This is a genomic window from Staphylococcus sp. AntiMn-1 (genome assembly GCF_001663395.1).
In the GTDB taxonomy this organism is placed as follows: domain Bacteria; phylum Bacillota; class Bacilli; order Staphylococcales; family Staphylococcaceae; genus Staphylococcus; species Staphylococcus equorum.
Window position 1 is genome coordinate 1,612,650 of sequence record NZ_CP012968.1, and the last position, 24,364, is coordinate 1,637,013.

Annotated in this window: 29 protein-coding genes and 2 pseudogenes; 16 read left to right on the forward strand and 15 right to left on the reverse strand. The window is 30.9% G+C overall.

Annotation, left to right across the window (positions count from 1 at the left end; translation table 11 throughout):
* Positions 1 to 236 precede the first annotated feature (236 nt).
* On the reverse strand, positions 237 to 1,568 hold the full coding sequence (locus AOB58_RS07915) for a sodium-dependent transporter (RefSeq protein ID WP_172457956.1): 1,332 nt from the start codon (positions 1,566 to 1,568) through the stop codon (positions 237 to 239).
* A 297-nt stretch (positions 1,569 to 1,865) separates the two neighbouring features.
* Between AOB58_RS07915 and brnQ the strand changes: the two genes are divergently transcribed.
* The gene (brnQ, locus tag AOB58_RS07920; protein ID WP_021339667.1) at positions 1,866 to 3,170 is read left to right on the forward strand and encodes a branched-chain amino acid transport system II carrier protein; all 1,305 of its coding nucleotides are present in this window, start codon (positions 1,866 to 1,868) and stop codon (positions 3,168 to 3,170) included.
* A gap of 166 nt (positions 3,171 to 3,336) precedes the next feature.
* Entirely contained in the window at positions 3,337 to 3,708 is a 372-nt protein-coding gene (locus AOB58_RS07925) for an iron chaperone (protein ID WP_002512033.1), read from the forward strand.
* A gap of 179 nt (positions 3,709 to 3,887) precedes the next feature.
* On the opposite strand, the gene AOB58_RS07930 is transcribed toward AOB58_RS07925, so the two are convergent.
* Both AOB58_RS07930 and AOB58_RS07935 read right to left on the reverse strand, forming a co-directional pair.
* Positions 3,888 to 4,625, reverse strand: a complete 738-nt coding sequence (locus AOB58_RS07930) for an alpha/beta hydrolase (RefSeq protein WP_064783216.1) — start codon at positions 4,623 to 4,625, stop codon at positions 3,888 to 3,890.
* Between the two features lie 184 nt (positions 4,626 to 4,809).
* On the reverse strand, positions 4,810 to 5,343 hold the full coding sequence (locus tag AOB58_RS07935; protein WP_064783218.1) for a hypothetical protein: 534 nt from the start codon (positions 5,341 to 5,343) through the stop codon (positions 4,810 to 4,812).
* Positions 5,344 to 5,653: 310 nt separating this feature from the next.
* Here AOB58_RS07935 and AOB58_RS13930 point away from each other — a divergent pair, with 310 nt between their 5' ends.
* A complete protein-coding gene (locus AOB58_RS13930; RefSeq protein WP_250636769.1) occupies positions 5,654 to 5,995 on the forward strand; it encodes a poly-gamma-glutamate hydrolase family protein in 342 nt (113 codons plus the stop codon).
* The gene (locus AOB58_RS07940; protein ID WP_250636773.1) at positions 5,962 to 6,387 is read left to right on the forward strand and encodes a poly-gamma-glutamate hydrolase family protein; all 426 of its coding nucleotides are present in this window, start codon (positions 5,962 to 5,964) and stop codon (positions 6,385 to 6,387) included. Before AOB58_RS13930 ends, AOB58_RS07940 begins: the two co-directional genes overlap by 34 nt.
* Before the next feature lie 95 nt (positions 6,388 to 6,482).
* Here the strand turns inward: AOB58_RS07940 and AOB58_RS07945 are convergent, their stop codons facing one another.
* Positions 6,483 to 7,697 carry a CynX/NimT family MFS transporter gene (locus AOB58_RS07945; protein ID WP_021339665.1) on the reverse strand — a complete coding sequence of 405 codons (1,215 nt, stop codon included), beginning with the start codon at positions 7,695 to 7,697 and terminating at the stop codon, positions 6,483 to 6,485.
* A 368-nt stretch (positions 7,698 to 8,065) separates the two neighbouring features.
* On the opposite strand from AOB58_RS07945, the gene AOB58_RS07950 reads away from it, so the two are divergent.
* A complete protein-coding gene (locus tag AOB58_RS07950; protein ID WP_021339664.1) occupies positions 8,066 to 8,659 on the forward strand; it encodes a histidine phosphatase family protein in 594 nt (197 codons plus the stop codon).
* 365 nt (positions 8,660 to 9,024) lie between these two features.
* Positions 9,025 to 9,744 carry an immunodominant staphylococcal antigen IsaB family protein gene (gene isaB, locus AOB58_RS07955; RefSeq protein ID WP_064783220.1) on the forward strand — a complete coding sequence of 240 codons (720 nt, stop codon included), beginning with the start codon at positions 9,025 to 9,027 and terminating at the stop codon, positions 9,742 to 9,744.
* A 300-nt stretch (positions 9,745 to 10,044) separates the two neighbouring features.
* Here the strand turns inward: isaB and AOB58_RS07960 are convergent, their stop codons facing one another.
* From AOB58_RS07960 to AOB58_RS07970, 3 genes are all read right to left on the reverse strand, one after another.
* A complete protein-coding gene (locus AOB58_RS07960) occupies positions 10,045 to 11,520 on the reverse strand; it encodes a Mur ligase family protein (RefSeq protein ID WP_021339662.1) in 1,476 nt (491 codons plus the stop codon).
* A 145-nt stretch (positions 11,521 to 11,665) separates the two neighbouring features.
* Positions 11,666 to 12,484, reverse strand: a complete 819-nt coding sequence (locus AOB58_RS07965; RefSeq protein WP_064783222.1) for an anti-sigma factor — start codon at positions 12,482 to 12,484, stop codon at positions 11,666 to 11,668.
* Positions 12,474 to 13,043: an RNA polymerase sigma factor gene (locus AOB58_RS07970; RefSeq protein ID WP_002506013.1), complete on the reverse strand. Its 570-nt coding sequence runs from the start codon at positions 13,041 to 13,043 to the stop codon at positions 12,474 to 12,476. Before AOB58_RS07970 ends, AOB58_RS07965 begins: the two co-directional genes overlap by 11 nt.
* 342 nt (positions 13,044 to 13,385) lie before the next feature.
* Between AOB58_RS07970 and AOB58_RS07975 the strand changes: the two genes are divergently transcribed.
* Positions 13,386 to 13,634 carry a hypothetical protein gene (locus AOB58_RS07975; RefSeq protein WP_002506014.1) on the forward strand — a complete coding sequence of 83 codons (249 nt, stop codon included), beginning with the start codon at positions 13,386 to 13,388 and terminating at the stop codon, positions 13,632 to 13,634.
* Positions 13,635 to 13,949: 315 nt separating this feature from the next.
* Here the strand turns inward: AOB58_RS07975 and AOB58_RS07980 are convergent.
* Positions 13,950 to 14,839 (reverse strand): annotated as a pseudogene (locus AOB58_RS07980) (LysR family transcriptional regulator).
* Positions 14,840 to 14,953: 114 nt separating this feature from the next.
* On the opposite strand from AOB58_RS07980, the pseudogene AOB58_RS07985 reads away from it, so the two are divergent.
* Positions 14,954 to 16,116 (forward strand): annotated as a pseudogene (locus tag AOB58_RS07985) (MFS transporter).
* A gap of 116 nt (positions 16,117 to 16,232) precedes the next feature.
* Here AOB58_RS07985 and cspD read toward each other — a convergent pair.
* The 5 genes from cspD to AOB58_RS08005 all read right to left on the reverse strand — a co-directional run bounded on the left by cspD (position 16,233) and on the right by AOB58_RS08005 (position 17,977).
* Entirely contained in the window at positions 16,233 to 16,433 is a 201-nt protein-coding gene (gene cspD / locus AOB58_RS07990) for a cold-shock protein CspD (RefSeq protein WP_002506017.1), read from the reverse strand.
* A 369-nt stretch (positions 16,434 to 16,802) separates the two neighbouring features.
* On the reverse strand, positions 16,803 to 16,961 hold the full coding sequence (locus tag AOB58_RS13640; RefSeq protein WP_021339658.1) for an Rv0909 family putative TA system antitoxin: 159 nt from the start codon (positions 16,959 to 16,961) through the stop codon (positions 16,803 to 16,805).
* Positions 16,962 to 17,031: 70 nt separating this feature from the next.
* A complete protein-coding gene (locus tag AOB58_RS07995; RefSeq protein ID WP_230456613.1) occupies positions 17,032 to 17,415 on the reverse strand; it encodes a phosphate-starvation-inducible PsiE family protein in 384 nt (127 codons plus the stop codon).
* A 132-nt stretch (positions 17,416 to 17,547) separates the two neighbouring features.
* Positions 17,548 to 17,748 (reverse strand): hypothetical protein, encoded by a 201-nt coding sequence (locus AOB58_RS08000; protein ID WP_002512023.1) that lies wholly within the window; start codon positions 17,746 to 17,748, stop codon positions 17,548 to 17,550.
* 34 nt (positions 17,749 to 17,782) lie between these two features.
* Positions 17,783 to 17,977 (reverse strand): hypothetical protein, encoded by a 195-nt coding sequence (locus tag AOB58_RS08005; RefSeq protein ID WP_021339657.1) that lies wholly within the window; start codon positions 17,975 to 17,977, stop codon positions 17,783 to 17,785.
* 144 nt (positions 17,978 to 18,121) lie between these two features.
* Between AOB58_RS08005 and AOB58_RS08010 the strand changes: the two genes are divergently transcribed.
* From AOB58_RS08010 to AOB58_RS08025, 5 genes are all read left to right on the forward strand, one after another.
* On the forward strand, positions 18,122 to 18,460 hold the full coding sequence (locus tag AOB58_RS08010) for a hypothetical protein (protein ID WP_021339656.1): 339 nt from the start codon (positions 18,122 to 18,124) through the stop codon (positions 18,458 to 18,460).
* A gap of 41 nt (positions 18,461 to 18,501) precedes the next feature.
* Positions 18,502 to 18,672: a hypothetical protein gene (locus AOB58_RS13645; RefSeq protein ID WP_021339655.1), complete on the forward strand. Its 171-nt coding sequence runs from the start codon at positions 18,502 to 18,504 to the stop codon at positions 18,670 to 18,672.
* A gap of 85 nt (positions 18,673 to 18,757) precedes the next feature.
* Entirely contained in the window at positions 18,758 to 18,961 is a 204-nt protein-coding gene (locus AOB58_RS08015) for a hypothetical protein (protein WP_021339654.1), read from the forward strand.
* Between the two features lie 272 nt (positions 18,962 to 19,233).
* Entirely contained in the window at positions 19,234 to 19,374 is a 141-nt protein-coding gene (locus AOB58_RS13650) for a hypothetical protein (RefSeq protein ID WP_021339652.1), read from the forward strand.
* A 241-nt stretch (positions 19,375 to 19,615) separates the two neighbouring features.
* On the forward strand, positions 19,616 to 20,341 hold the full coding sequence (locus tag AOB58_RS08025; protein WP_237283139.1) for a halocin C8 precursor-like protein: 726 nt from the start codon (positions 19,616 to 19,618) through the stop codon (positions 20,339 to 20,341).
* 173 nt (positions 20,342 to 20,514) lie between these two features.
* Here the strand turns inward: AOB58_RS08025 and AOB58_RS08030 are convergent, their stop codons facing one another.
* Positions 20,515 to 21,093: a DMT family transporter gene (locus tag AOB58_RS08030; RefSeq protein WP_226957284.1), complete on the reverse strand. Its 579-nt coding sequence runs from the start codon at positions 21,091 to 21,093 to the stop codon at positions 20,515 to 20,517.
* 421 nt (positions 21,094 to 21,514) lie between these two features.
* On the opposite strand from AOB58_RS08030, the gene AOB58_RS08035 reads away from it, so the two are divergent.
* Entirely contained in the window at positions 21,515 to 22,075 is a 561-nt protein-coding gene (locus AOB58_RS08035; RefSeq protein WP_002455574.1) for an LOG family protein, read from the forward strand.
* A gap of 174 nt (positions 22,076 to 22,249) precedes the next feature.
* Here the strand turns inward: AOB58_RS08035 and AOB58_RS08040 are convergent, their stop codons facing one another.
* Positions 22,250 to 22,567 (reverse strand): phage head closure protein, encoded by a 318-nt coding sequence (locus AOB58_RS08040; RefSeq protein WP_037554456.1) that lies wholly within the window; start codon positions 22,565 to 22,567, stop codon positions 22,250 to 22,252.
* A 620-nt stretch (positions 22,568 to 23,187) separates the two neighbouring features.
* Here AOB58_RS08040 and AOB58_RS08045 point away from each other — a divergent pair.
* A complete protein-coding gene (locus AOB58_RS08045) occupies positions 23,188 to 23,709 on the forward strand; it encodes a hypothetical protein (RefSeq protein ID WP_037554460.1) in 522 nt (173 codons plus the stop codon).
* Positions 23,702 to 24,205 carry a hypothetical protein gene (locus AOB58_RS08050; RefSeq protein ID WP_002455577.1) on the forward strand — a complete coding sequence of 168 codons (504 nt, stop codon included), beginning with the start codon at positions 23,702 to 23,704 and terminating at the stop codon, positions 24,203 to 24,205. The genes AOB58_RS08045 and AOB58_RS08050 overlap by 8 nt, the downstream gene beginning before the upstream one ends.
* Positions 24,206 to 24,364: the final 159 nt, after the last annotated feature.

The following is a 24,364-nucleotide window of genomic DNA, read 5'->3' on the forward strand; positions in this document are numbered from 1 at the left end:
GCATCTTTAAAACGAAGTGTCTTATTTTTGTATGAATTTATATAATTGTCCATTTTTGTAAAGCGCTGACGTCTATCGGAATAGTATGGAATCGGGTGAGAAATCTAATATTCTAATAAGATTTCATCGTACGAACGTAGCCCGTCAAAGAGGACTTGAAAATAGAATACAAGAGCTAAAGCTCTTGCATAAGAACTACTTGTCTTCATAAATGCAGTAGTAGTTCTTTAAAACCTTTATATGAATTGTACTACAAAGATCAAAATAATTACTATAGGTAAAATAAATTTAATTAAGTAATACCAAGGTATAAATAATCTAAGTTTATCTTTGCCAAAATGTGCTTTCAAATCATTTTTATCTAATAATTGACCAACAACTAGTGTTGTTCCTAATGCTCCCAATGGCATTAATATATTCGATACTAAAAAGTCCATATTATCAAAGATAGTACCTGCTGCAAATTGTATATGACCTAAACTCCCAAAAGATAGTGTTGCGGGGATACTGATTACGAACACTAATATACTTACATAAAATGCAACTGGCTTACGTTTTGAATTATCATTTTTTGTGAAGTTCGAAACGTTCAATTCTAATAGTGAAATAGAAGAAGTAAGTGCTGCAAATAAGAATAATATTAAAAAGATTAGGTAAAATCCTTGGCCAAATGCCATTTGATCAAATACTTTTGGTAATACTTTAAATAGTAACCCAGGCCCTTCTGTTGGGCTGTAGCCAAATGCTGAAATCGCAGGAAATATAGCTAAACCTGCCAAAATTGAAACCAGTATATTCATCGCTACAATAGAAATTGCTGAAGTCTTAATAGTCATCTCTTTTGACGCATAGCTCGCGTATGTAATCATGCCTGTTGTCCCTAATGATAATGTGAAGAAGGATTGCCCAAGTGCAAATAAGACACCCTCCATAGAAACTTCTTCTAGGCGTGGTTGCAAAATGTATTTTAGTCCTTCAAATGATCCTTCAAGCGTTAAGGATTTAATAACAATAACAATTAAAAAGATAAACAATAGTGGCATCATAAACTTAGAGGCTTTTTCTAAACCTTTTTCAACACCCATCATCACAATAAACATCGTTAACAATATAAAGATGCCTTGCCCAGTAATCGTTAAGAAAGGATTACTAATAATAGATTCAAACTGTATACTTCCTAATTGATTACCATTAAGGGTTAATATTTGAAGTGCAACGTTAAATATATAAATGATAATCCAACCACCTATCACACTATAAAAGCCAAATAGTATGAATACAGCTAAATTACCGTTCCATCCAATAACGTTCAACCATTTTTTCTTTGTTAACTTTTCATAAATTACAGTTGTATAAGTCTTCCCCAACTTACCAACAGTAAATTCCATCATTAATAGAGGTAGTCCGACAACTATCGTAAATATTAAAAACATTAATAAAAATGCGCCTCCGCCATACATACCAGCCATATATGGAAATTTCCACATTGCTCCTAGCCCTATAGCAGATCCTGCACTTGCTAAAATGAAGCCCGTCGATGACTTCCATTGTGATTGTTTACTCATAATTTTACATCCTTTGTGTTTTACAAAACTTCATTGCGTTAAAGCGTTTTAGTAACATAGCAATTACTATAACATTTTTCAGTGATTGTCTCAATATAAATTTCCTTTGTTGGTGCGCACTATGTATCTTAAGACAAAACATGAGAGCCTTCTGTTACATTGAACATTTTATGACGTTTATAAAACACAATACTTTTAATATTGAAAATTATCTGACATCTTATTGAATTAACAAGAAATATATGTTAAAGTTGCTTACGTTTTGTGCAAGTAAATTTCCTTTAAATCGAGGTATTAGAAATGAACAGACTCATCTTAATTTCTGGTCTAATGTTATTCTCATTTTTCTTTGGAGCCGGAAATTTAATATTTCCACCTATGTTAGGTTATACAGCTCAAGAAAATATGTGGGTTTCTATGACTGGATTCGCTATAACAGGCATCTTATTGCCTTATCTTACAGTAATCGTCGTAGCTTATATGAATGGCGGCGTTGAAAGTATTGGTAACAAAGTCCACCCTATTTTTGGGACAATCTTTGCTATCTTTATTTATTTATCTATCGGTGCATTATATGGTATCCCACGTGCTGCAAATGTTGCGTACGAAATTGGAACAAATCATGTTTTACCAGTACATAATCATGTTACATTAATCGTATTTTCAATAATATTTTTCCTAATTGTTTATTTTATCGCATTATATCCAAATCGTATTATAGATAATTTAGGTAAATACCTTACACCTATTTTAATATTTATTATAGCTATTTTATGTATTCTAGTAATCATAAATCCAGAAGGTTCAATTGGCCAACCAAGTGGTGATTATGCACAAACTCCACTCGTATCAGGTATTTTAGAGGGGTATTTCACGATGGATCTTGTGGCTGCGCTAGCCTTTTCTGTTGTGATTGTGCAAAGCTTCAAAATGAACGGCATTACCGATCAAAAAACACTCGTTAAAAACGTAATTAAAGCTGGTTTGATCTCTGCTATTTTACTATTAGTCATCTATTTTGCACTGGCTTATGTAGGTGCTACAACAACTCAAGCTGGCTTTAAAGATGGCACAGGAATTTTAACTTTTAATTCGTTACGTGTATTTGGCTCATTTGGCAACCTATTATTTGGCATCATCGTTATATTGGCTTGCTTAACTACTTGTGTTGGATTAGTAAATGCATGTGCGGCCTTTGCGATGAAAAAATTACCGAAAGTATCATATAAAATTTTCGTGCTTATCTTTTCATTATTAGGCTTTTTAGTTTCAACATTAGGTTTAGAACTGATATTAGAAATTGCAGTGCCCTTGTTAACATTTATATATCCAACGTCGATTGTATTGGTACTCATTTCATTAGTAAGTATTTTTATTCCATTTGAAATGAAATTTGCTTTTATCATTCCTACTATCGTGACTTTAATTATTTCAGTGTTACAGATACTCAATGATTTCAAATTATTCCAACCACTGAATGCGTTATATCAAGTGTTACCACTCTCTGATATTCAATTAAGTTGGCTCATACCATTTATAGTCTTACTTATCGTTGGATTAATAATAGATTTTCTCTTAAAAAATAAACCAGCAAAATCGTTATAAATTCATTGTGTTTCTATACAAGCGAGCTGGAGATAATATTGGTTTCGCTGTCATAGCCTTTTCTTATTTTGCTTTATGATGGTTTGTCATAATTAGCTTTGCTAAAATGGATATTATGCAAATAAATTTATTTTAGTTATATTTTTAAAAGGGGATGGGATATTACATGGATAATTTCAATGAATTTTTACAAACTATAGATAATGATAAACACAAAAAAACAATGACTGAGATTTTCAATTGGATTTCAGAAACCTTTCCTAATCTTGAGACAACCATAAAATGGAACCAGCCTATGTTCACAGATCACGGTACTTTTATTCTCGCTTTTAGTAAAGCAAAACAACACTTTTCAATTGCACCTGAAGCGAAAGGCATGACTGAATTTAGTGAACGTATTGATGCCGCTGGTTACTCACAAACGAACAATCTATTTCGAATAAAATGGACTCAAGAGGTCGATTACAGATTATTAAAAGATATAATTCAATTCAACATTGATGATAAAGCCGATTGTTCAACATTTTGGAGAACTTAAAATTTATTCCAAGATAAGATTACGGTAAAAGAAAGCGAATATAAGCCTAAATTTAAATTCGCTTTTTGTCCCATTGTTGTAAATAGGTAAAAAAATGATGATCTCTACTATATTTCAGTAGAAATCATCATTTTTTATCTGGAGCATTAGTGTCCTAAAAGCTTTTTCGTGCTAAAAGGTTAATAATCTTCGAAAAATGCAATAACATCTTGTTCTACTTCTATATGACCTTCACCATAAGTCATTAAATGTTTGGATGGCCCATAACCTTTCACTTCTTTTTGTTCATGTGTAATACGATCATAGATATAACGCGCACTCGTTGCATAAGCGTCATCGTCTTGTTCACCGAATTTGATAGTAATGGGTGCAGTGATTTGATCTAATTTTGACATCACATCTTCAACTACGATTTGAAATTGATTAAGTCCTGGTGCATAGCGCTCAATATTCGCAATTTGTTGCGCTACCTCTGATTGTTGTAAACCAACCAAGTCGCCCATACGTTGACCATAATAAGTCAATCTACCAGAGAGACCAGCATCACTTTTTCGATATGGTGTAGACATAATAGCTATCGCATCTATAGGTTGATTCTCTGCCAATTTGAGTGATAATATACCACCTAATGATATACCACAGACACCAATACTTGAATAACCTTTATCCTGTAAAAATTGATAACCCTCTAATACATCTTGCCACCAATCTTCAATATCATAGGTCATCAACGTGTCTAACATTAAACCATGACCTTTGTATGCAGGAACATAACATGTAAAACCCGCTTTATGTAATTTAGTGGCTAGTAATTTTACATCTCTCACCGTACCCGTGAATGAATGTAATAATAATATAGCCCGTTCCGCTTCATTATTTTCCAAAAATATTGGGTTTGGCGCCTTAACATTTATCATCTTTGTCACTCCAAAATTTAGTTTCATCATTTATTGTAATTCAAATTCATAATGCGTACAAAGCATATAAACTATTACTTTTTTAAAATAAATACCCCTTTCAAAATCCAACACATTTTCGTGTTACTTTTGAAGGGGGTATTTTAATGAATTATTAACATTTATGACTTCTCTTAGTTTTTAGTTATTGGTTCATGTTAAAGAATTGTAATTCATATATTGATTTTTCATCATACGCATTAAAAGTATCAATTTTACCATTTAGATGTATTTCTTGTGTTTTTCTACTTACATTATGCTGGTAAGCTATTCTCACATTTAAATCAGATTCATAACCGTTATTCTTAATTGTATTTTCAATTTCCGAATAAACGTCTTTATTAATCGGTAACAAATAACCTTCTTTACTAGGTAAAATATTAACATATTTTGTTTGCAAGATGTCTTGATTACCAAGATAGATTTCTATTTTTATATTTTTAGCAGCACCGCCACCCAAGTTATATAATTTCAAAAAATCTTGGTCTTCATCACTATCAATAGCAATATTTCTTAAGTTTAATTCATCATGGTCTCTAGTAATCAGTATTTGATTAAAACCGAGCGCCGGTAAAAAACTGATTTTCATTTGGTACAGTTGCACACTGACTGATATAAAGTAAAACAGTGCCATTATAAATGTACCAAGTGAGCCAATCGCCGAAATAATATTTATCATAATTGTAAACCTCCATTGTTTTATTTAAGAGGCAGGATTTGAATTGTAACATATTTTACACTCAAAAAAAATAACGAGCCGCCAAAAGGCAGCCCGTAACTAAGAGGAAGTCTGTTAACATGCCCAAGGGCATGTTACAGACCTGCCTCTAGTTATCATGCCCGAGGGCATGAACAATTATTGTACAATGAACTTTTACTTTTCACAACCTAACATATATTTTTGATTTTATAAATGTTTTATAGCATTTACAATTGTATGCTATTATTATATTTATAAAATATGATTTAATATCAATAGGAGTTGTCGTATGTATAGTTCTAATCAAAGAGTCACCTCATTTTTAAAGATCACTTCATTTTCCACTATATGCTTTTTAACATTTTGTTTTTTCCTTACTTTATCTCCTAAAGCGATTTATGCCAATGATTTATACACGTCAATGACTGAACTTATGGAAGACACCGAAGAAGGTAGCGACTGGGAAATCACTTATAACAACAACCAGAGCAACGCGCTTATTGCAGCAATACACGGAGGTAATATCGAACCTGGAACTAGTGAAGTAGCAAAACTAACTGCTACCAAGGGGCATATAATTACTATAGCTTCCAAGGTATACGTTCCACGAACAACGCAAGTTTACATGTAACTTCAGTTAACTTTGATGAACCTATTATAGAAGATATGCAACAACAAGTATCAAATTCTGTCATGATTCATGGTGCAAACGGCGATGCACCTATCGTTTATATTGGTGGTAAAGATGATGCTTTAAAAGCGTCTATCGAAGAACAATTAGAGCTTAAAGATTTCGATGTACAAACATCCCCTAGTCATTTAGAAGGTGAAGCTGACGAAAATATTGTCAATAAAAACAATCAAAATGCAGGTGTACAGTTAGAATTAACGACTGGATTACGACAATCCTTTTTTAACAACCAAGACCTAACTATGAATTCTAGGCAAGATCAAAGTAATTGGAGCTTTGCAATGTATGACTTTGCTCAAGCAATACAAACAGCAATACATGAACATGAATAATTTCATTAAAAATTCTCTTTTAAGCTAACATAAAAACGCAGTCGCTTTTTTAACTCAAACGACCGCGTTTTTTATCATTTATTTTCCGAATTTTATTACGTTTCATCTTCAACCACTTTATTTTTAGCAGCAGGATAGCCAAAAATAAAGATTAAAATGGACATAATGATTAATGCGACAACACCTGAATTCCAACTTCCAGTTGCATCATACAGATAACCAATTAGGAATGGTCCAATTGCAGCAATTAAATAACCGACAGATTGTCCAAACCCTGAAAGTGATATACTGCCTTCACTTGTATTCGCACGAATCGAGAAGAATGTCATACATAAACTGAAACATGCCCCCATAGCTAAACCTGCAATCACAATACCAATAATCAATAGCACGAGTGATTGTGTAAAGAACAGACTAAATCCGATTAAGAATAATATTGTAATAATCACGACTAAAATACGTTGATCTTTCAACTTAGAAGCAACAATTGGAAATATAAAAGTCATAGGAACTTGAGAGAATTGATTTAACATCAATAAATAGCCTGCTGTGGTGGGTTCTAACCCTCTATCTATGAGAATTGAAGGCACCCATGCAACCATCGTATAGAACACCATCGATTGAAATCCCATCGTCAATGCGACCATCCACGCTAATTTAGACTTTACAATATTTACTTTTTTTGAAGTCTTTAGTTTCGACTGATCCACTGTCGCTTGTTCCAATTTGGCACCTGTACGTGCTTTAGGTATCCACAACAATAACGCAATTACACCAAAGATAATCCAAAAAGATAATGACAATCTAAATCCTATAGGTGATATTTCGGATAATGGAAAACTTAATCCCCCACCTAAGCCAGCTGTAAAATTCATCGTCCCACTATAAATACCTGTCGCTAATCCAATTTGCATTGGAAAATACCATTTAACATAACTTGGTAAGACGACATTCCCAAATGCAATGGCAATACCCAGCAATAATGTCCCAATAATAAACAAATTAAAGTCACCAGCGATACGTAAAAACAACGCAACAATCAATAATATCGTAGAGTAAAATATCGTGCGCGACATCGTTAAGCGTGACGTAACTTTAGAGACAAGTGGTGATACAATCGCAAAAATAATCAGTGGTATAGTAGTTAAAATACCCGCTACACTATTATCAATTTCCATCACTTGTTTAATCTCTTCGATTACAGGACCTACAGAAGTAAGTGGCGCTCTTAATGTCGAAGCTATAAAAACAATAGCTATAATAACGCCCCAACGCTCATTAATTCTGTGTGTACGATAAAGTTCCGACATCTTACCCCACCTTTCTACAATAACTTAATTTTAACTCACCATATTTTAAAATCTTATATACTCTATATCATTCAATGTTACTATATTCATTTTAAAATAGCTTCTTTTATTAAAATAATCGCAGTCAATTTACCAACCAGTAAAAAGTATTATAGCGACCTATTTATACTATTGCTAATTACGTTACTACAATACTAAATATATTTAAAGATGATAAATTTTTAATTATAGAACTACTTTTGTAAAATGAATAGATACATGAGAAACTAAGCTATAAGATACATGACACATTTATACATATCTATATATGAGTAAATGGTAATAATATAATTTTGAATTAAAAAAAACTATGATAAAGGTTGATATCAATGACGGAAATTTGTTTTATTAGACACGGGGAAACAGACTGGAATACAGCAGGGAAATTACAAGGTCGCACAGACGTACCATTAAATAACACAGGCGTTAAACAAGCCGAAGCATGCAGCAAATTTCTAAATCATTCAGAATGGGATATTATCATCACGAGCCCATTAGCGAGAGCGAAAAAGACAGCAGAAATTATTCAGCAACAACTCACTATACCTTTGATAGAAATGGAGGCCTTTATTGAAATTTCATTCGGCGATGCTGAGGGATTATCAACAGAAGAACGTACAGCGTTATATCCCGATCGACTTTACCCAAACAAAGAACAAGCACACGTCGTAACAGATCGCTTTCTTAATGGGATAAACTCAGTTATAGAACAGTACAAAGATCAAAAAATTCTAATTGTCTCTCATGGCGCATTTATTAAAGCAGTATTTTCTTACTATTCTAATGGAGAAATCAGTACTGATTCACCAAGGTTGTCTAATGGCAGTCTAAGTACCCTTAAACTAACGAATAAACAAGCTACAATTTTAAATTATAATGAAGCGGCACATTTACCATCGCATTCTTCACTAGGAAAAAAGTAGCAGTCATTTTATAATTATTATGAATAATATATCTTGTAAATGAACTACTTTAGTTAAATGAATTTTATATCTTTAACGGTTAATTATAACTTTTTGTTATGATTAACCGTTTTTTTATAAAGTCCATGACAATATTTGAGAGCAGTAAGTAGATTGAATGAATATAGCGTTTTAAAAATAATTCAAAGAAAATTTCTAAAATGTGAACTCTATCTAAAAAGAAAACGTATATTTATTGAGTCAAATTAAAAAGGGGGCTAGTTGTGTAAGCTTATTTTGGATTTAATTTGGTAGTTAAAATCTAATGAGAATTAAGGTTAGACAACATGAATTACTTTAAAAACTAAAAATAGGGGTGAAGCTTTATGAATAAAAAATTATTAGTATTATCATCAACAGTCGCAGCTACAGGTTTTTTATTAGGAGCAGGAAATGGCGTAATTGGAAATAACACTGCACATGCGGACACAATGAATTCTCAAGAAAATAACATGAACAACAATATGCAACAACAAGCCATACCAATGGAACAAGGCATGAATGATATGCAAGGCAATATGAATCACAGTGATATGCCAATGGAACAAGACATGAATGATATGCAAGGTAATATGAATCACAGTGATATGCCAATGGAACAAGGCATGAATGATATGCAAGGCAATATGATGAACAGCAATATGGAAGAAACTATGATTCCATATTATAATTACACTGGCTACACAACATATGATGGTCATTTCACTCAAGATTATGATTTTGTAAGAGCGTTAAAATACGATAACGTAATGATTGATGGGTACAAAGTTAACACTGCAACAAATGATAAAGACGTGTCTACAAGTAAAAAAGTGAATGACACAATGGTTGATATGAATAAAGATGGCCAAGTCGTTAATATCACTTTTGATACTAAAGCCGATACGGTAAGCAAAGCAATGTTCAAAGAAGCACATATGTCTAACCATATGTCTGACGAAGGACAAACAGAAAACGGCTCATATATGACTTATGAAACAAATAATGGCATGTATACAGCACACTTCGACGAACAAGGATATTTAATGAAAGTAATGATAAGTTAATAAATAGTAACAAAAAAGGACCTGATTATAGGTCCTTTTACTATGCCAACAAAGTCAGCGACTTTGTTGGCACATTTTTATGTTTTATATGATAAATGATTGTTAGGGAGCAAGATAGAAATCTAATTTTTCTAATAATATTTCGACGTATGAGCCCACCTCGGCAAAGCCGACTATAAAATGGAACTCAAGCGTTGAAGATTTTGTATAATAATTACTTGTCTTCATAAATGCAATAGTAGTTTTTTTAAAGACTTGGTATAAGCGCATTTTCAATTCATTCAGCCACTGCCAATTAAGTTAAATTATATCCATTTGTAGTATTTCTTCTATATATGATTGATCATCATGGTCATACTTACTACCTTTAAAGTTTTGCGGTTCATTAATACCAGTAAGCAAGATGACCTCATTATTGCTATCTGTAGCATATAATAGCTCTCGTATACCTTCCTTTCTCGAGCATCCATTTAAAACCACACTCTTTTTATAACTATCAGGTAAATGCTGATTCATAAATTTGATAATAAGTTTAGGATCTACATACCCTACTTGCTCTGCAGCCAGCATCAACTTATGAACACCATCAGGAAGATCATCGACAGTCAAAGCGATTTTATCAAAACCTCTTAAGCCTATACCAGTAATCATCGTATTTAATTTTTTTCCAATACTGTCCGTATAGTTTAAAGCATTGTTTACTGATTCTCTAACTGCTAAAGCTGTATGTGCAAAATCTAAAATAATCGTATATGCACCTATGTCAATAATTTGAAAACGATGTAAAGGTGACTCAATCACATGAGCTGCTTGAATAATAACTTCGATATCGAAATCCATTTTATGCAATGCAAACATACTCGTCGCTAGGTTAATGTAATTATGCCCACCCTCAAAAGTAGGATGAACACAATACTTCGCTCCATCGATAATGATATCAATATGACTATTTTCCGCATGATATTGGTAATATGTTTCTTCTTGATTTGAAAAATATAAATCATCTTTTGCTATAGATCTATATTCAGTCATGTCCCAATTCACTAAATTCGATTTACTTAGATTATCCAACTTTAACTTAGCATTTAAATAATTTTCCATTGTGCCATGATATTCAAGATGTTCCGGACTAAAGTTAGTAAATACTGCTAACTCATTTTGAATGAAGTCAATGCGTCTTTGTTCTAAAGCAATAGAAGTTGCTTCATAAATTACATAATCATAATTTTCACGATAAAAATAATCTATGATTTCTCCCATTTCAAAATACATCGGCGTCGTTTGCGTCGTATGGTTAAATTTCATTTTGTTATAATGACTATCAAACACGCCCATCGTACCGATGATAGCTACTTTTTCACCTAACTGTGTTAATAAATTTCCAATCATATGACAGGTTGTTGTTTTTCCGTTTGTACCCGTCACTGCAATAAAATTTAAAGCGTCAATGGCATCTCCATAGTATAACTTCACTAATTGATTAGCTACATTAGGAAAATCATTGATATAAATTATGGGCATATTAAATTCGAAATCTTTAAAAGTAGACGGACTCGCATCTGTAATCATAATCAATGGTTTCATTTCATTTGCACGTTCCGCATAATAAACCGTATTATCCGAACACTTCAACATAAATATTGTGTCTTGCTGAATATCTTGATACATTGACGTAATTTTTTCACAAATCTTATCTGTCTTCACTTTTACGCTTAATGAACTCTTAACTATGTTTTCTCCAATTGTTAATAATATATCTTCAACAGTTATTTTCATTATATTCACCCAACATTTATCGTTTATTTTATAATACTTAAATATGCATATTAAAAAAGTAATTATAAAGTATACGTATAAATCAAAGAAAAGGATCACATTAATCTGTGATCCTTTCAAAATAATTTTTTAAATCAAAACCAAGTTAAATTTCATTACTAGACATAATCATTTGTCCTTTAGGTTGTTTATTATTAGGTGATGGTTCTAGTGTAATTGCTATTTTATCTTCTTTATCAACATCTACATTACTTAACTCAAAAACAACCATGCCTTTATCATTCGCACTCGCAAATGTTCCTGCAGGGTGTGCTTGCTCGCCTTTTAATATCCATACTTGATAAACTTCATTACCTTCTGTTGGCTCAATATCATTGGCTTCAACCATTAATTTTCTATCTTTCGTACCATTAGATTTAGACAGATAGGCTTGCCCTTGCACTTCATCTCTGGCCATAGAATTTAAATTTATTGGTTTCGCATCATTCGTATTAATCATGGAAGATGATTGATTTTGAGATTCCTTATATCCAAAGTATTGCACGCCATTACCTATAATAGATAAGAACAATAGCGCTACTATAACGCCTATCGATACGCGTTTGGTAATAACACTTTTAGATTTTTTCTTCTTATGTTTCGAAATATGCGCTATTTGTTGATTTTCATGATTGTTATTTGCACTTGTTGTATCAATTTCATCTTCTTGCTGTTCTTTTTCTGCTTCTTCGTTTGAATTGTTGTCTTCATCTAGCACCGACGTTAAAATTCTTTTCTTCATACCTGTTGGCGGTTCAATTTCTTGATTACTATAAGGAAGTGAATCGTGAAGAACGTTTAAGTCGTCTAAAGTCTCATGGCTTTCAGATGACAAATCTAATTCTTTTTCAACTTGCTCTTTTTCACTTTCGCTCAGATTGCCATTAAAATAATCATATAGCTTATCAACTCTATTATCTTTCATCTTCTCCACGCTCCCTTCTTAAATGTTTTTTGGAATAATCGTTCAAATGCTTAATTGACAGTCTCATTCTACTCTTAACAGTTCCCAATGGAGTTTGTAATTTATCAGCAATTTCTTGCTGACTCAAACCTTTATAATAAAACAAATAAATGATCTTTTGTTGATCTTTATTTAAAAGTGAAATCATTTTTTTAATTTCTTCAGAGACTTCCTTATCCAATAAGTCATATTCTGGTAGACTATTGTTTTGTATTCCTTGGAAATCCTCATCAAACTCATTTTCAATATGCTTATTTTTTCTTAACATATCTATAGATTTATTACGGCATAACGTAATAAGCCAAGTCGACATTTTTCCTTTGTTTGGTTTGAAAATTGCTTTTTGATTCCAAATTTTCATGAAAACATCTTGCAAAACTTCTTCACTAGATTGAACATCTTTTGTGATTTTGTAAGCCAAATTAAATAACAATGACTCATATCGATCATATAGGATTTCTAAGCTCTCACTGTCCTTTTTATCGATTATTGATCTATAAAGATCATTTTCATCTATCATGCCGTCCCCTCCTTAGTTTAAATTCAGTATCTAGAAATACTTATCCTATATGTATATTTACATATGTATACAATAAACATACGAAAGTTATATGTTAAAAGTTTAACTTTCAAGAAAATTTTTATAATATCGCTAAATAATTAAAGCTATTTCCTTTTCCCCTTTTTAGCTTTAACCTATTAATCACATTACCACTAATGGCTCAAGCATTTCATTACAAAAGCGGTTGTACAATTGTTTTATCTAACTAACAAATGCAGTAATATTACAAGTCTTCATACTAGATTGTCTATAAATAAGTGTTACACTGGACGTAAATCATAACCTACTGGAGGGATTTTGATGAGTATCATTCTTACACTAATCGTAGGTGCTATTGTAGGCATCAGTTTATCGCTTTGGTTAACGAGCAACTCAATTCCCACTGTCATTGTCAGTCTGATTTCAGGTGTTTTAGGTGCATTTATAGGCACATCTTTATTAATACCATCAGGTATGTATTTCTTAATCACAGCATTTATAGGCGCATTTACGCTTACATTGCTTGTTCTATTCATCATCAATACAAGCATTGATGTTGTAAGAAACTAGGTTAATTTCCAACTACAAGTCGATATTAAACTTCAAAAAACATTCCTTGTAATATAAATTTTTAAAAGGAATGTTTACATATAACGCATCTTAAGTTATTCGTGATAGTAAGTGCTTTTCTGTTTTTGAAATGACTTACATCTTCTAATATCAAACAAGTGCATCTTGTTTTAATTGTTTTTCAAAACCATCCTTATCCCCGTTTTTTCTGTATATGAATTTCAATTTTCTTCATATAATTTCCTTTAAAATCGTATTCACTTTACATATATGCACCAATTAAACGAAAAATAATTTGGCTCTAATTCTTATAAATTACTGGCAAATTTCCGTCGCTTTTTCTAAAAAAAGTTGTGCTGCTTTAGAAAAAGTATGGTCTTTGCGCCATACGATATTATGTTTTGCTATTAATTTCGGTTTTAGCGGTACAAAACTAAGTTTGTTTTCAATAGAAGTGTTGATAATACTATCCAAAGTGATGACATACCCTATGCCAGCTTTGACCATTAATCCAGCGTTATATGCTAAATTGAAAGTACCTACAATATTCAGTGCTTCAAAACTACTACCAAACCAATCTGCAAATTCATTTTTAGAAATCGTTGTATCTAAAACTTGTCTGGAACAAATTAACGGTTTCGTTAATAAATCCTCCTTAGTTACAAAAGTTTGCTGTGCTAAGGTACTATCACTTTTAGCTACTACCCCCAATGATCTAATGACGGTAAATTTAATGCTTTATACTTATTTAAGTTTGCTGGTTGAATAAATATCCCAAAATCCAACAATCCTTTATCTAACCGACTCTCAATATCTTCTGCATTACCACTATATATATGAAAATGAATACTAGGATACACTGATTGAATATTTTTAAAAACATTAGCTATTACTTGCATCCCTTTAGTTTCACCACAACCTATATAGACATTACCTTCAATGTTTTTATCAATAAATTTAAATTCATCCTGTATTTGGTGAGACATTTCTAATAATTCTTCAGCTCTCTTTTTTAGTAATAGCCCTTCATCTGTAATATAGATACTGTGGTTGCTTCTTTTAAAAAGTTTTACACCTAGTTCACTTTCCAAATCTTTAATTTGTCTAGATAAAGTTGGTTGCGTAATGTGCAATGTGTTAGCAGCACGTGTTATACTCTCTTCTTTTGCAATCGTTACAAAATAATATAGGGTTTTTAATTCCATTACATTTCTCCTCATTATGCGTTTTAAGCATATCTAATAATTACAATTAAGTATTTGTTATAACTATTTATACCCTTTACACTTTTATTATAAAAGTTCTGTAGGGGGTACATAGTGAAAAACAATAACTTAATTATACTCATTTTAACTATTGGTGTTTTTGGTATCTTAAATACTGAGATGGGTTTCATCGGATTAATACCTCAAATTGCTGAACGTTTTGGTGTTAGCACTTCAACTGCTGGTTGGCTCGTTTCCATTTTTGCTATTGGCATAGCAATATCAGGTCCAATTATGCCTTTATTATTATCTAAATTGGAAAGAAAAAAAGTGATGATTATTGTGCTTTTAATTTTTATTATTAGTAATATCATTTCAGTATTCACTACAAGTTTTACTGTTTTATTAATCGCTAGAGTAATTCCAGCCATTTTCCACCCAGTATATATCGCCTTAGCTTTTTCAGTCGCGTCTGATTCGGTCAATTCTAAAGATGCACCTAAGGCTGTAGCTCGTGTATTTATTGGTGTTTCTTCAGGCATGGTTGTAGGTGTACCTATCGTTAATTTCTTAGCAACTCAATTCAACTTGTCTATTGCTTTATCATTTTTTGCACTGGTTAATATAATCGTTTTGATTTTAACATTAATCTTTATACCTAAAATGCCAACAAAAAAATCTGTGACTTACGGCACACAACTTAGTGTATTAAAACGTCCTTTAACATGGATATCTATCCTCGTTTCTATACTATTTAATGCTGCTATATTTGGTGTTTACAGTTACTTAACCGATTACTTAAATATTGTGACAGAAGCGCCTAGTCACTATGTATCCATAATTTTATTCCTATATGGTATATCCAACATTTTAGGAAATATTATTGCGGGAAAACTATTAACTTCTATTCCACAAACAGCAATTTTTCTATTACCGTTTGCGTTAATTATTATATATGTATCAATGTTTGGCTTAGGATCTTTCCTTATACCAATGGCTATCATTTCAATCTTTTGGGGTACACTAGCCGGAATTTCCGCAAATATCACACAATATGTAATTACTTCATCTGCTCCTGATGCACCGATCTTTCCAATGGTATATTTTTATCAGCTGTAAATTCAGGAACAACGATTGGTACATTTATTGGTGGTATATTTATCACTACACTAGGATCAAATTATGTCATTATGGTTGGTATCTTAGCCTGTGTCATTAATATCTTGTTCATCTTAATTAGAAATAAAAGTTTTAAAAAACAAGATAATATTGCATAATAAAATCCCTTAATCTAGATAGATTAAGGGATTTCGCGTTGATACTTTCATTAATCATTTTGAAATTTAAATTTAGGCATAAAAAAAGACGAGTTATACTCGTCTTTTAGCCGTTATTATAATTTAACAACGTTAGCTGCTTGAGGACCGCGGTCGCCTTCAACGATTTCGAATTCAACAGCTTGGCCTTCTTCTAATGATTTGTAGCCTTCTTGAGTGATTGCTGAGAAGTGTACGAATACGTCGTTTCCACCTTCAACCTCGATGAAACCAAAACCTTTTTCTGCATTAAACCATTTAACTGTACCGTTATTCATATTAAATTCCTCCATGTGCTTTTGCACTAATATTTGTAATCTGTCTTAAAAAATCAAAAGGAGTAAATTCAAAAGAATAAAACTACAAATCAATTTCACGAACTAAATTACTTAATACCTATTATAACGAGTTATACTCATTTTGTACACCCCTATTTCTAATTTAATTTTAATTTTTAATCTTTGATACGAATATATTGTGTTGCTCTACTCATTTTATTTACAGTTAAACCTGTGTGCACTACGTCTTTCATTAATATAATCATTAATTACATCACCGTTTAGAACATAAATTCACTACAAAAAAACAATGAAGACACTCTATTAGGTGTGCTCCATTGTTTCAAATGACTCTAGTTCCAGGCTATATTATACTCTTTTACGTAATTGATCCATTATTTTACTAACATATTTTGAATAATCTTTGCCAGTTTTCTTTTTAAGTGTATCGCTTATTTTATACAAGCCTTGCTCTAATTTACCGTTTTTTACATATTTACTTAATGTGCTTTTTACCTTATTTATCAATTATAAATCTCCTTTTTTTACATTCTAAATGCTTATTAGTATTTCAGTCACAAAATCTGTGTCTTAATTTTTAATCTAATGAATAGCGTTTCAATAAGTGTAAGCAAAATATTAATACACCAATTGTCACTGCAAGAAGCAATGTTTCAATTGCATTATAATGCTCTACAATAATAAATCGAATCACTGCCGTAATTCCTACGTAAATAAAAAATTGTAATGAGAAATGATAATTCTTTCTGAAATATTGTATGATTAAAAGTATGAATTCGATATGCATGAAAGCAATCAACATTTTCTCTACGACATAATTATACTTCACATTTTTATTTTCTATAAAGGTATAAATCATACCCCAACATTCTTGAAATAAAAATACGACTAAAATAACTCCTAATATTGCAATACAGAGGTTTAAACAAAAATAAAGTGCTTTAGTGAAATAATCTATCACTTTGTTCAATATTAATAAATCTCCTTAGCTTGAGAATGTCCTTATACAAACACTTGTATAAGGACATCCATTTTAACATTTATATCATAAATTACATCATATAGAACCTTATAAATAAAATTTATAATTCAGCTAACCAACTAGAAATGTGCCCACTAACAATATTACCGAAATAATCATTGTCCAACTCAATATGGGTGCCACTTTATCAATCATTTTTTTGTATTCTTTATCTGGCGCATTATTTTTCTTTAAATGCCAGCACTTTGTTAATAAATACAATGCTTCTAGAAAATTAACGAGCAAGACTATAATGAAGATTGTGATGATCATAAATATATCTCCTTTTTTATAATGATATGTAAGCTTAATTATTGTGTTTTTTTCTTATGTTCATAGCTTTATAAACGAGGTAACCTGCATTTAGCATGGTAATTATTACTAATATAATTAATAATGGCATACTTAATGAAGATGAACCGAAAGCTATGATTAATACAAGAAAGATATTTATAAAACTAGAAATCATAAAACCCGTGTCTAAATCCTCTTCTTTCTTCATCAATACATCTCCTTAGTTTTTAATTCTTCAAACACTACACTAACATAATTTTTTTGCCATAAATATTTCATTGATAATATATTTAAAAGCAATACAAAATGGATTATACTTATATTGTTGATTAATTAATAAGGAGATACCATTTTGAAATTACTTTTATTCTTCATTGCTATTTTGATATTTTCATCAATTTGGACAGTGATAACAAGCAAGTATTTACCAAGTGAAGCTGTGGATAATAACAAGAACAATAGCCGATATAATAAAAGACAAAAGAAAATATTCATTGAAATTTTAGCCAGAACCTGTGTTTGGCTAGTTTATATTTTAGTACTCATACTTATATTTCGACTTTTTGGTTTTTGGGATACCAAAGGCAGCCTTTTCATGAACTATCCTGAAATTATATTTTTAGCTGCAACTTTTATATTAATTGTCGTAAATTATTTAGTTGTTAAGAAAAAATATTCTACTAGCGAGTAATAAAATAAGAATACATAATATAAAAAAGGATTGATGCAATTATGAAATTCATAAATTTTACTTCAATGACAGAAAAAGGATTAAATAAAAAAGTGAATGAATTTTTAACAGAAAATCCATATATCGAGATTATTAAATTCGATTATCAAATGGGTTATAGCGGCTGTGGCGTCGGCATACTTTATAGTGACACGAAAGTTTCTAATTTATAATAATCACCAGAAATTAAACTAGTAAGTGAACATCTAATAGTCTTTAAAATTTTTTAGAAACCAATTCACTTAAGGGGAAATTAAAATGAGCAAGTCTCTGTTTATACACAGCACAATTAACATTGCGCTTATGATCATCCTATTTATATTGAATTTCACCAATATAGGTGGATCAACAGCTTTAATCGTATTAGCAATTATATTTGTTTGTAATACGATATTATTACTAAGAGCAAACAGTAAACAAGTTAAGAAAGATGGCACTACTATGGATAATTATGAGAAATAATAGTACCAATTACATAGGAGGGATTTCATGAAATATAACGATTCTCAATCAAATACTAAAGATGTTAGAAAGATATTTTTAAAACCTTTTCCGATACCTTTAATGTTTATTGTATTTGCAATATACACCATAATAACTAAAGATAATACAGCTTATATAGTTACATCTATAATCGCATTAATATTTTTCACATCATTGCTAACGTTAGATATTAATGCCTACATAAATTGTAAAAGACGAAACAAGCAGAATAAACGGAATGGAAGATATGTATGAATTTTGGTAAATATAAATATGATTATAACTATTTACTTATGTCTACACCACTTTTAGTAGTATCATTATTTGTACCATCAGTATTTGTTGCCTTTCTTGTATGTATATTTTGTGGATTTGAGAATAAGAATGATTAATGATGGTATTTTCGTTGATGAAGACAAATCGGGTACTATGATTAATACAAGAAGACTGTTTATAAAACTAGAATGCAATGAATTTTTTAAATCTTTGTTGCCACTTACTAATAGTCACACATTGTAAAAAATGAACAATATGAAGTCAAATAATTTATATAAAAAATGATACAATAAATAATTTCTATGATAATTTCATGATATAATATAATGAAGGAAGAGCGTAAAGTAGTTAATTATTTTGAGAAAATTTTTATTTTCATTTTTATCGCTAGTATTAGTAATTTCTTTTAGCATTATTCCATTTTTTCAACAAGCACACGCAGCCAGCGAAGGAGTCCATAAGCCTAAAAGTAATGTCAGCACTAAAACTAAGAAAAAAATAATTAATATAATTAAAACTTCCAAAGAGTATAAAGAGTATGCCACTTCAACTTCTATTGACTCTATAAATGATGAAAATGTAATCGTTCACCTAAACAAAGGCGAGAACACAAATGTGTACTCTATCAATTATATCTTTGGTAAAAACCTTGCTAAACAAAATAATAACTTAGCGATGGTTGAACTGAAATATAATGAAGCCAACGGAAAAGTTTTCTATGCCCACTCAATGTACACAAAATTTGTAAAACATAATGGTAACCAGTTTGTTAATTTACAAGGAGTTTTAAATAACAAACCATATTATAATTTTAATCTCGGCAAAGACGGTAAATTGTATAATGAAAATTTCAAAGTTTCTTCTAAGAAAGAAATTGAAGCTGACTCTTATAAAAATTTACCTCACAAAGAACGAGGTTGGTGTGAATGGGCAGTAGGATCACTTTGTGGTACTGGTGGTGCTGGAGGTTGTTGGGCTAGTTGCTTTAGGTATTACCAAAGGTTTGGGTGGCTTCGGTATAGCAACAATATGTGGCTTAATTACTTCATTAGGTTGTATAGGCGCGACAAACTATATTTGTAGTTGAACGAAATGAGGTTTTAGTATGGCGATGTTTATCATAATATTCCTATTTGTATACTCTATAGTCATAACGTTAATGTATTTTAAAAATCAAAAATAAATTAAAACACTCTTCCTTTGAAAGGGCGACTCTAATAACAGTCACCCTTTTGTTGCTTTTGGAATTATCTAAATCAGACAATCTCTTTTTTCTTTAATGCTAAATATGCACCAAGACAAGCTAGAACTATGCCCACAATTAGGTTTAAACTGATTTGAGTCTCTCCCATAAGGATACTTCTGCCTCTTCCTATTGCTGGAAACATCGCAACCATATCCCCACTTTCAGAGGCCCCAATATTACTGATCAATTTTAAATAGAATAGCCACGCTAAAAATGAAGATAATATAGCTAAGTATAGTAATCCGAACCAAAAATTCGGCTCTTGTGGCAACGTATATGAATAGCTTTTAAACCCAGTATAAATAACTAAAAATAGAACTGCCGATAACATACCTATAGTGTTTGCTAAAACAGGATTAGTATTATTATTGTATAAAGATAATACATCTCCAATAGATGTGATTATAGTACCTATTAAAGCCATTACTATGCCTATTATAAACTCACTTGTAAGTTGGTTTAAGTCTGGGAATAGAATTACCACCACACTTATTAAACCTATAACCCCACCTAAATATATTCTGTTAGCTATTTTACTTTTAAATACTAGACTTATAAATATAGGCGTCAATTTAAAATATATATACATAAACATTTCTAGTATTTTTGTTTCATCCCTGTTTATTAAAATTATCTATCTCGGAAAATTACAAAAACACCCCTTAAGCCTATGGCCTAAGAGGGTGTTTCATTTTACAATATTATTCCCACTCGATGAAGTAGTGACTTTTCATAGTTTTATAATACTTGCTAACAGTTGATATATCAGTGTTTTAATATTGCACTTATTCTAGTTAATTACCAATAATTTAAAATTTACGTATTCAATTACGTATTCAATTACGTATTCATTCCCGTATGCGTGAGATACCTATCAATATAGGTGGCCTTGTTTTATAAAACAATTTTTCATATAATTATTACCATGACTAGAAAAACTCGTTTCAAATATCGCCTCAAAAATTGTTCCATCTTGTTTAACATAAAAAATGAAAAAAGGAGTAGTAAAAATGAATATTATAGTCTATTGTGGAGCCAGCAAAGGAAATCAAAAAGAGTATGAAAATAGTGCTATTCAATTAGGGGAATGGATAGCTAAAAATAATCACTCTTTAGTTTTCGGTGGTGGCAATGCTGGATTAATGGGTATATTAGCAAATACTGTAATACATAATAACGGAAAAACAATCGGCGTAATGCCTACTTTTTTACAAGAAAGGGAATTAGCACATGATAAATTAGACGAATTAATAATCGTCGAAAGTATGTCTGAAAGAAAAGAAACCATTTTAGAAAAAGGCGATGTATGTATAGCCTTACCAGGTGGTCCTGGAACACTAGAAGAAATAACGGAAGTTGTTTCATGGACAAGAGTTGGACAAAATGACAATCCTTGTATTTTCTTCAATACAAACAACTATTATTCACTTATTGAACAATTTTATGACCAAATGGTTTCAAATCAATTTTTAACTCAAGAAGATAGAGACAAAATATTATTCTCAAAATCTTTTGAAGAAATCGAAAGATTTATAAAAAATTATAAAGTGCCAAAAGTAAGAACATACTAAAATAAAATTGCTTTATTGTCATCGATCCTCGGAACACACCTATTCATTTAGGTGTGCTTTCTTTATGGACGTAATCAACCAACCGTATACCCGCTTTATCAATTCTCGATGCAACATAAGGCATTTCTCAGAACACAAAAAACCTCTACTCCGTAATAAGGTAATGGTTTAATGTTACATTTCATTTCTATTTGCAAATATCGTTAATGTATAATTTTTACCATCGTCATTTTCGATAGATTCAATCTTATACATATCTCCATTGTATTTAATTTTATGATCTAACTCGATACCCTTACGATAACGAATAATAAATCTTATTGGTACATTTGTGACACTGAATCCCATTGCTTCAAACTCACCTGCTCGCATTGTCTTAATGTCTGCCCATGGTTTAGCGATTTCAGCTTCTACTTCTTCAAATCCACCTTCATCATTCATTTCTTCCGTGATACCAATGATAGATATTCTATTATTAAAATGATATGCCATTTGTTTCACCTCACATATAAATTGTTGAACCTGTTCAACATTTGAAATGGTCCGACGTCGGACTTTTTAGTTACAGACAATTTTGTCCGTTTGCTGTTACTCTTTTTTGAGTAATAGTACGCGCACTTTTTTTGTGTGTACTTTTACATATTGGTTAAACTTTTTTGTCTAACCAAAGCTCATAATTGAGCCGTGTGATTCCTCAACTTTGAGGTCTCTAAATTTTCTAATTGGTCGCCGTGCAACTGTTGCACAACGAAATTCTGATACGTACCACATTTCAAGCGAGCACTCGATTACATCGCCCGTAAGAATTGCTCATAATTATCAAATATCCCACTCTCACATTCGCCCTGTGCTGCATCGAGAAATAAATTAACGTATAGTTGTTCGTTTGACGTTCTATAATTATGTCCATATTATCATTAAATATAAACAAATTCTTAAATTTTTATATTAATCATAACTTTTTGTTATCACCATTATTTTTTAGATATAGTACAATTAAATCATTATCTTTTTTACAATATCCATTAATAAGTTGCACGAATTTTAATAATTTCAGTTTGAGGCATTGCGTGTGTTTGAATATAAAAAAATTAAATAAGGGGGTATGTAGAATGGGTGTTGGAAATAGTAATTTAGAAATAAAACCTACACTAAGTAATTTACAGTTTTACATAGGTCAAACAGGCAAACCTGAACATGATCCATTGCTAGACTTTTCATTGTTATATGAACACGCAGAATTAGGTATTAAATTCACTTTGAGTGGTTTAGACAAAATTGATAATCCTTATAATACAGATAATGAATTATATTTAATAATTCTATTATACGATAAGGTTGGAGGTATCGGTTTTGATTTACGTAATTTTTGGACATTAAATTTAAATGCCGAAACCATGAAAAAACCTTATGAAACAATCCAATTCACGTTATATAAATTTGAACCTAATAATAGAAGTTACGATTTCACTAATATTTATCAACAATTAAAAGTATTAGTCTTGCCTGAAGAAATTGGTAAAGAAGAAATTGACAAAGATACTTTTATGAATTGGATGACTTGGCCACAACAGAACGAAATTTTAAGTACTAAAATACCTATTTATCATCACAAGGAGATTAATAATGAGTAATTTAGAGCCTGTACCTCACAAAACTTTATTAAACAGAATATATCCAAATGGTGATATTCCAGTCAATTTTATGAATGATACTAAAAATCAAAAAGATGATATAATGGAATTAAATAAAAACGATGAATCCGGAGGTGGCGATATGAACAACTATGTAACTAGAGATGAATTTAATAATGGAATAAAAGAATTCAAAGATGAAATGCGTGCTATGAGAACTGATATGAATAACAACATGAATAGCATCAGAACTGATATGAGCAATAATATGAATAGTTTACGTACAGAAATGAATACTAATTCTAATTATTTACGCAGTGAAATGCAAAATTCTATTAGTAAGTTACCTACTAATTCTGAAGTTGAAAATATTTTACTAAAAAACAATAAAGAATTAGACAAAGAAGCAAAGCAAAATAGAAACACAATTATAGGTTGGACTATTGGTATAGTTGGTTTAGGTTTCACAATTGCTAAAAGTCTCGGATGGCTATAAATTAATAATAAGGGTAGTCCACCTACCCTTATTATTTTTCATCTTAATTGACATACAAAACAACCCACCTATTCATATAAATGAGTGGGGGTTGTTTGTTAATATAATTTTTCATATAATTAATATCAACACAAGAAGAATTCGTTTACACACTTTTCA

Bases quoted from the DNA above. Each gene is read 5' to 3' on its own strand.
- AOB58_RS13645 (WP_021339655.1), top strand. From the start codon at position 18,502: ATGAAATTCATAAATTTTACTTCAATGACAGAAAAAGGATTAAATAAA.
- AOB58_RS07965 (WP_064783222.1), bottom strand. From the start codon at position 12,484: ATGAAAGATAATAGAGTTGATAAGCTATATGATTATTTTAATGGCAAT.
- AOB58_RS08035 (WP_002455574.1), top strand. From the start codon at position 21,515: ATGAATATTATAGTCTATTGTGGAGCCAGCAAAGGAAATCAAAAAGAG.
- AOB58_RS08030 (WP_226957284.1), bottom strand. From the start codon at position 21,093: ATGTATATATATTTTAAATTGACGCCTATATTTATAAGTCTAGTATTT.
- AOB58_RS07960 (WP_021339662.1), bottom strand. From the start codon at position 11,520: ATGAAAATAACTGTTGAAGATATATTATTAACAATTGGAGAAAACATA.
- AOB58_RS07935 (WP_064783218.1), bottom strand. From the start codon at position 5,343: ATGATAAATATTATTTCGGCGATTGGCTCACTTGGTACATTTATAATG.
- AOB58_RS07950 (WP_021339664.1), top strand. From the start codon at position 8,066: ATGACGGAAATTTGTTTTATTAGACACGGGGAAACAGACTGGAATACA.
- AOB58_RS08050 (WP_002455577.1), top strand. From the start codon at position 23,702: ATGAGTAATTTAGAGCCTGTACCTCACAAAACTTTATTAAACAGAATA.
- AOB58_RS08000 (WP_002512023.1), bottom strand. From the start codon at position 17,748: ATGATCATCACAATCTTCATTATAGTCTTGCTCGTTAATTTTCTAGAA.
- AOB58_RS08045 (WP_037554460.1), top strand. From the start codon at position 23,188: ATGGGTGTTGGAAATAGTAATTTAGAAATAAAACCTACACTAAGTAAT.
- AOB58_RS07930 (WP_064783216.1), bottom strand. From the start codon at position 4,625: ATGATAAATGTTAAGGCGCCAAACCCAATATTTTTGGAAAATAATGAA.
- cspD (WP_002506017.1), bottom strand. From the start codon at position 16,433: ATGAATAACGGTACAGTTAAATGGTTTAATGCAGAAAAAGGTTTTGGT.
- AOB58_RS13930 (WP_250636769.1), top strand. From the start codon at position 5,654: ATGTATAGTTCTAATCAAAGAGTCACCTCATTTTTAAAGATCACTTCA.
- brnQ (WP_021339667.1), top strand. From the start codon at position 1,866: ATGAACAGACTCATCTTAATTTCTGGTCTAATGTTATTCTCATTTTTC.
- AOB58_RS08040 (WP_037554456.1), bottom strand. From the start codon at position 22,567: ATGGCATATCATTTTAATAATAGAATATCTATCATTGGTATCACGGAA.
- AOB58_RS07975 (WP_002506014.1), top strand. From the start codon at position 13,386: ATGAGTATCATTCTTACACTAATCGTAGGTGCTATTGTAGGCATCAGT.
- AOB58_RS07925 (WP_002512033.1), top strand. From the start codon at position 3,337: ATGGATAATTTCAATGAATTTTTACAAACTATAGATAATGATAAACAC.
- AOB58_RS08005 (WP_021339657.1), bottom strand. From the start codon at position 17,977: ATGAAGAAAGAAGAGGATTTAGACACGGGTTTTATGATTTCTAGTTTT.
- AOB58_RS07970 (WP_002506013.1), bottom strand. From the start codon at position 13,043: ATGATAGATGAAAATGATCTTTATAGATCAATAATCGATAAAAAGGAC.
- isaB (WP_064783220.1), top strand. From the start codon at position 9,025: ATGAATAAAAAATTATTAGTATTATCATCAACAGTCGCAGCTACAGGT.
- AOB58_RS07945 (WP_021339665.1), bottom strand. From the start codon at position 7,697: ATGTCGGAACTTTATCGTACACACAGAATTAATGAGCGTTGGGGCGTT.
- AOB58_RS08015 (WP_021339654.1), top strand. From the start codon at position 18,758: ATGAGCAAGTCTCTGTTTATACACAGCACAATTAACATTGCGCTTATG.
- AOB58_RS13650 (WP_021339652.1), top strand. From the start codon at position 19,234: ATGAATTTTGGTAAATATAAATATGATTATAACTATTTACTTATGTCT.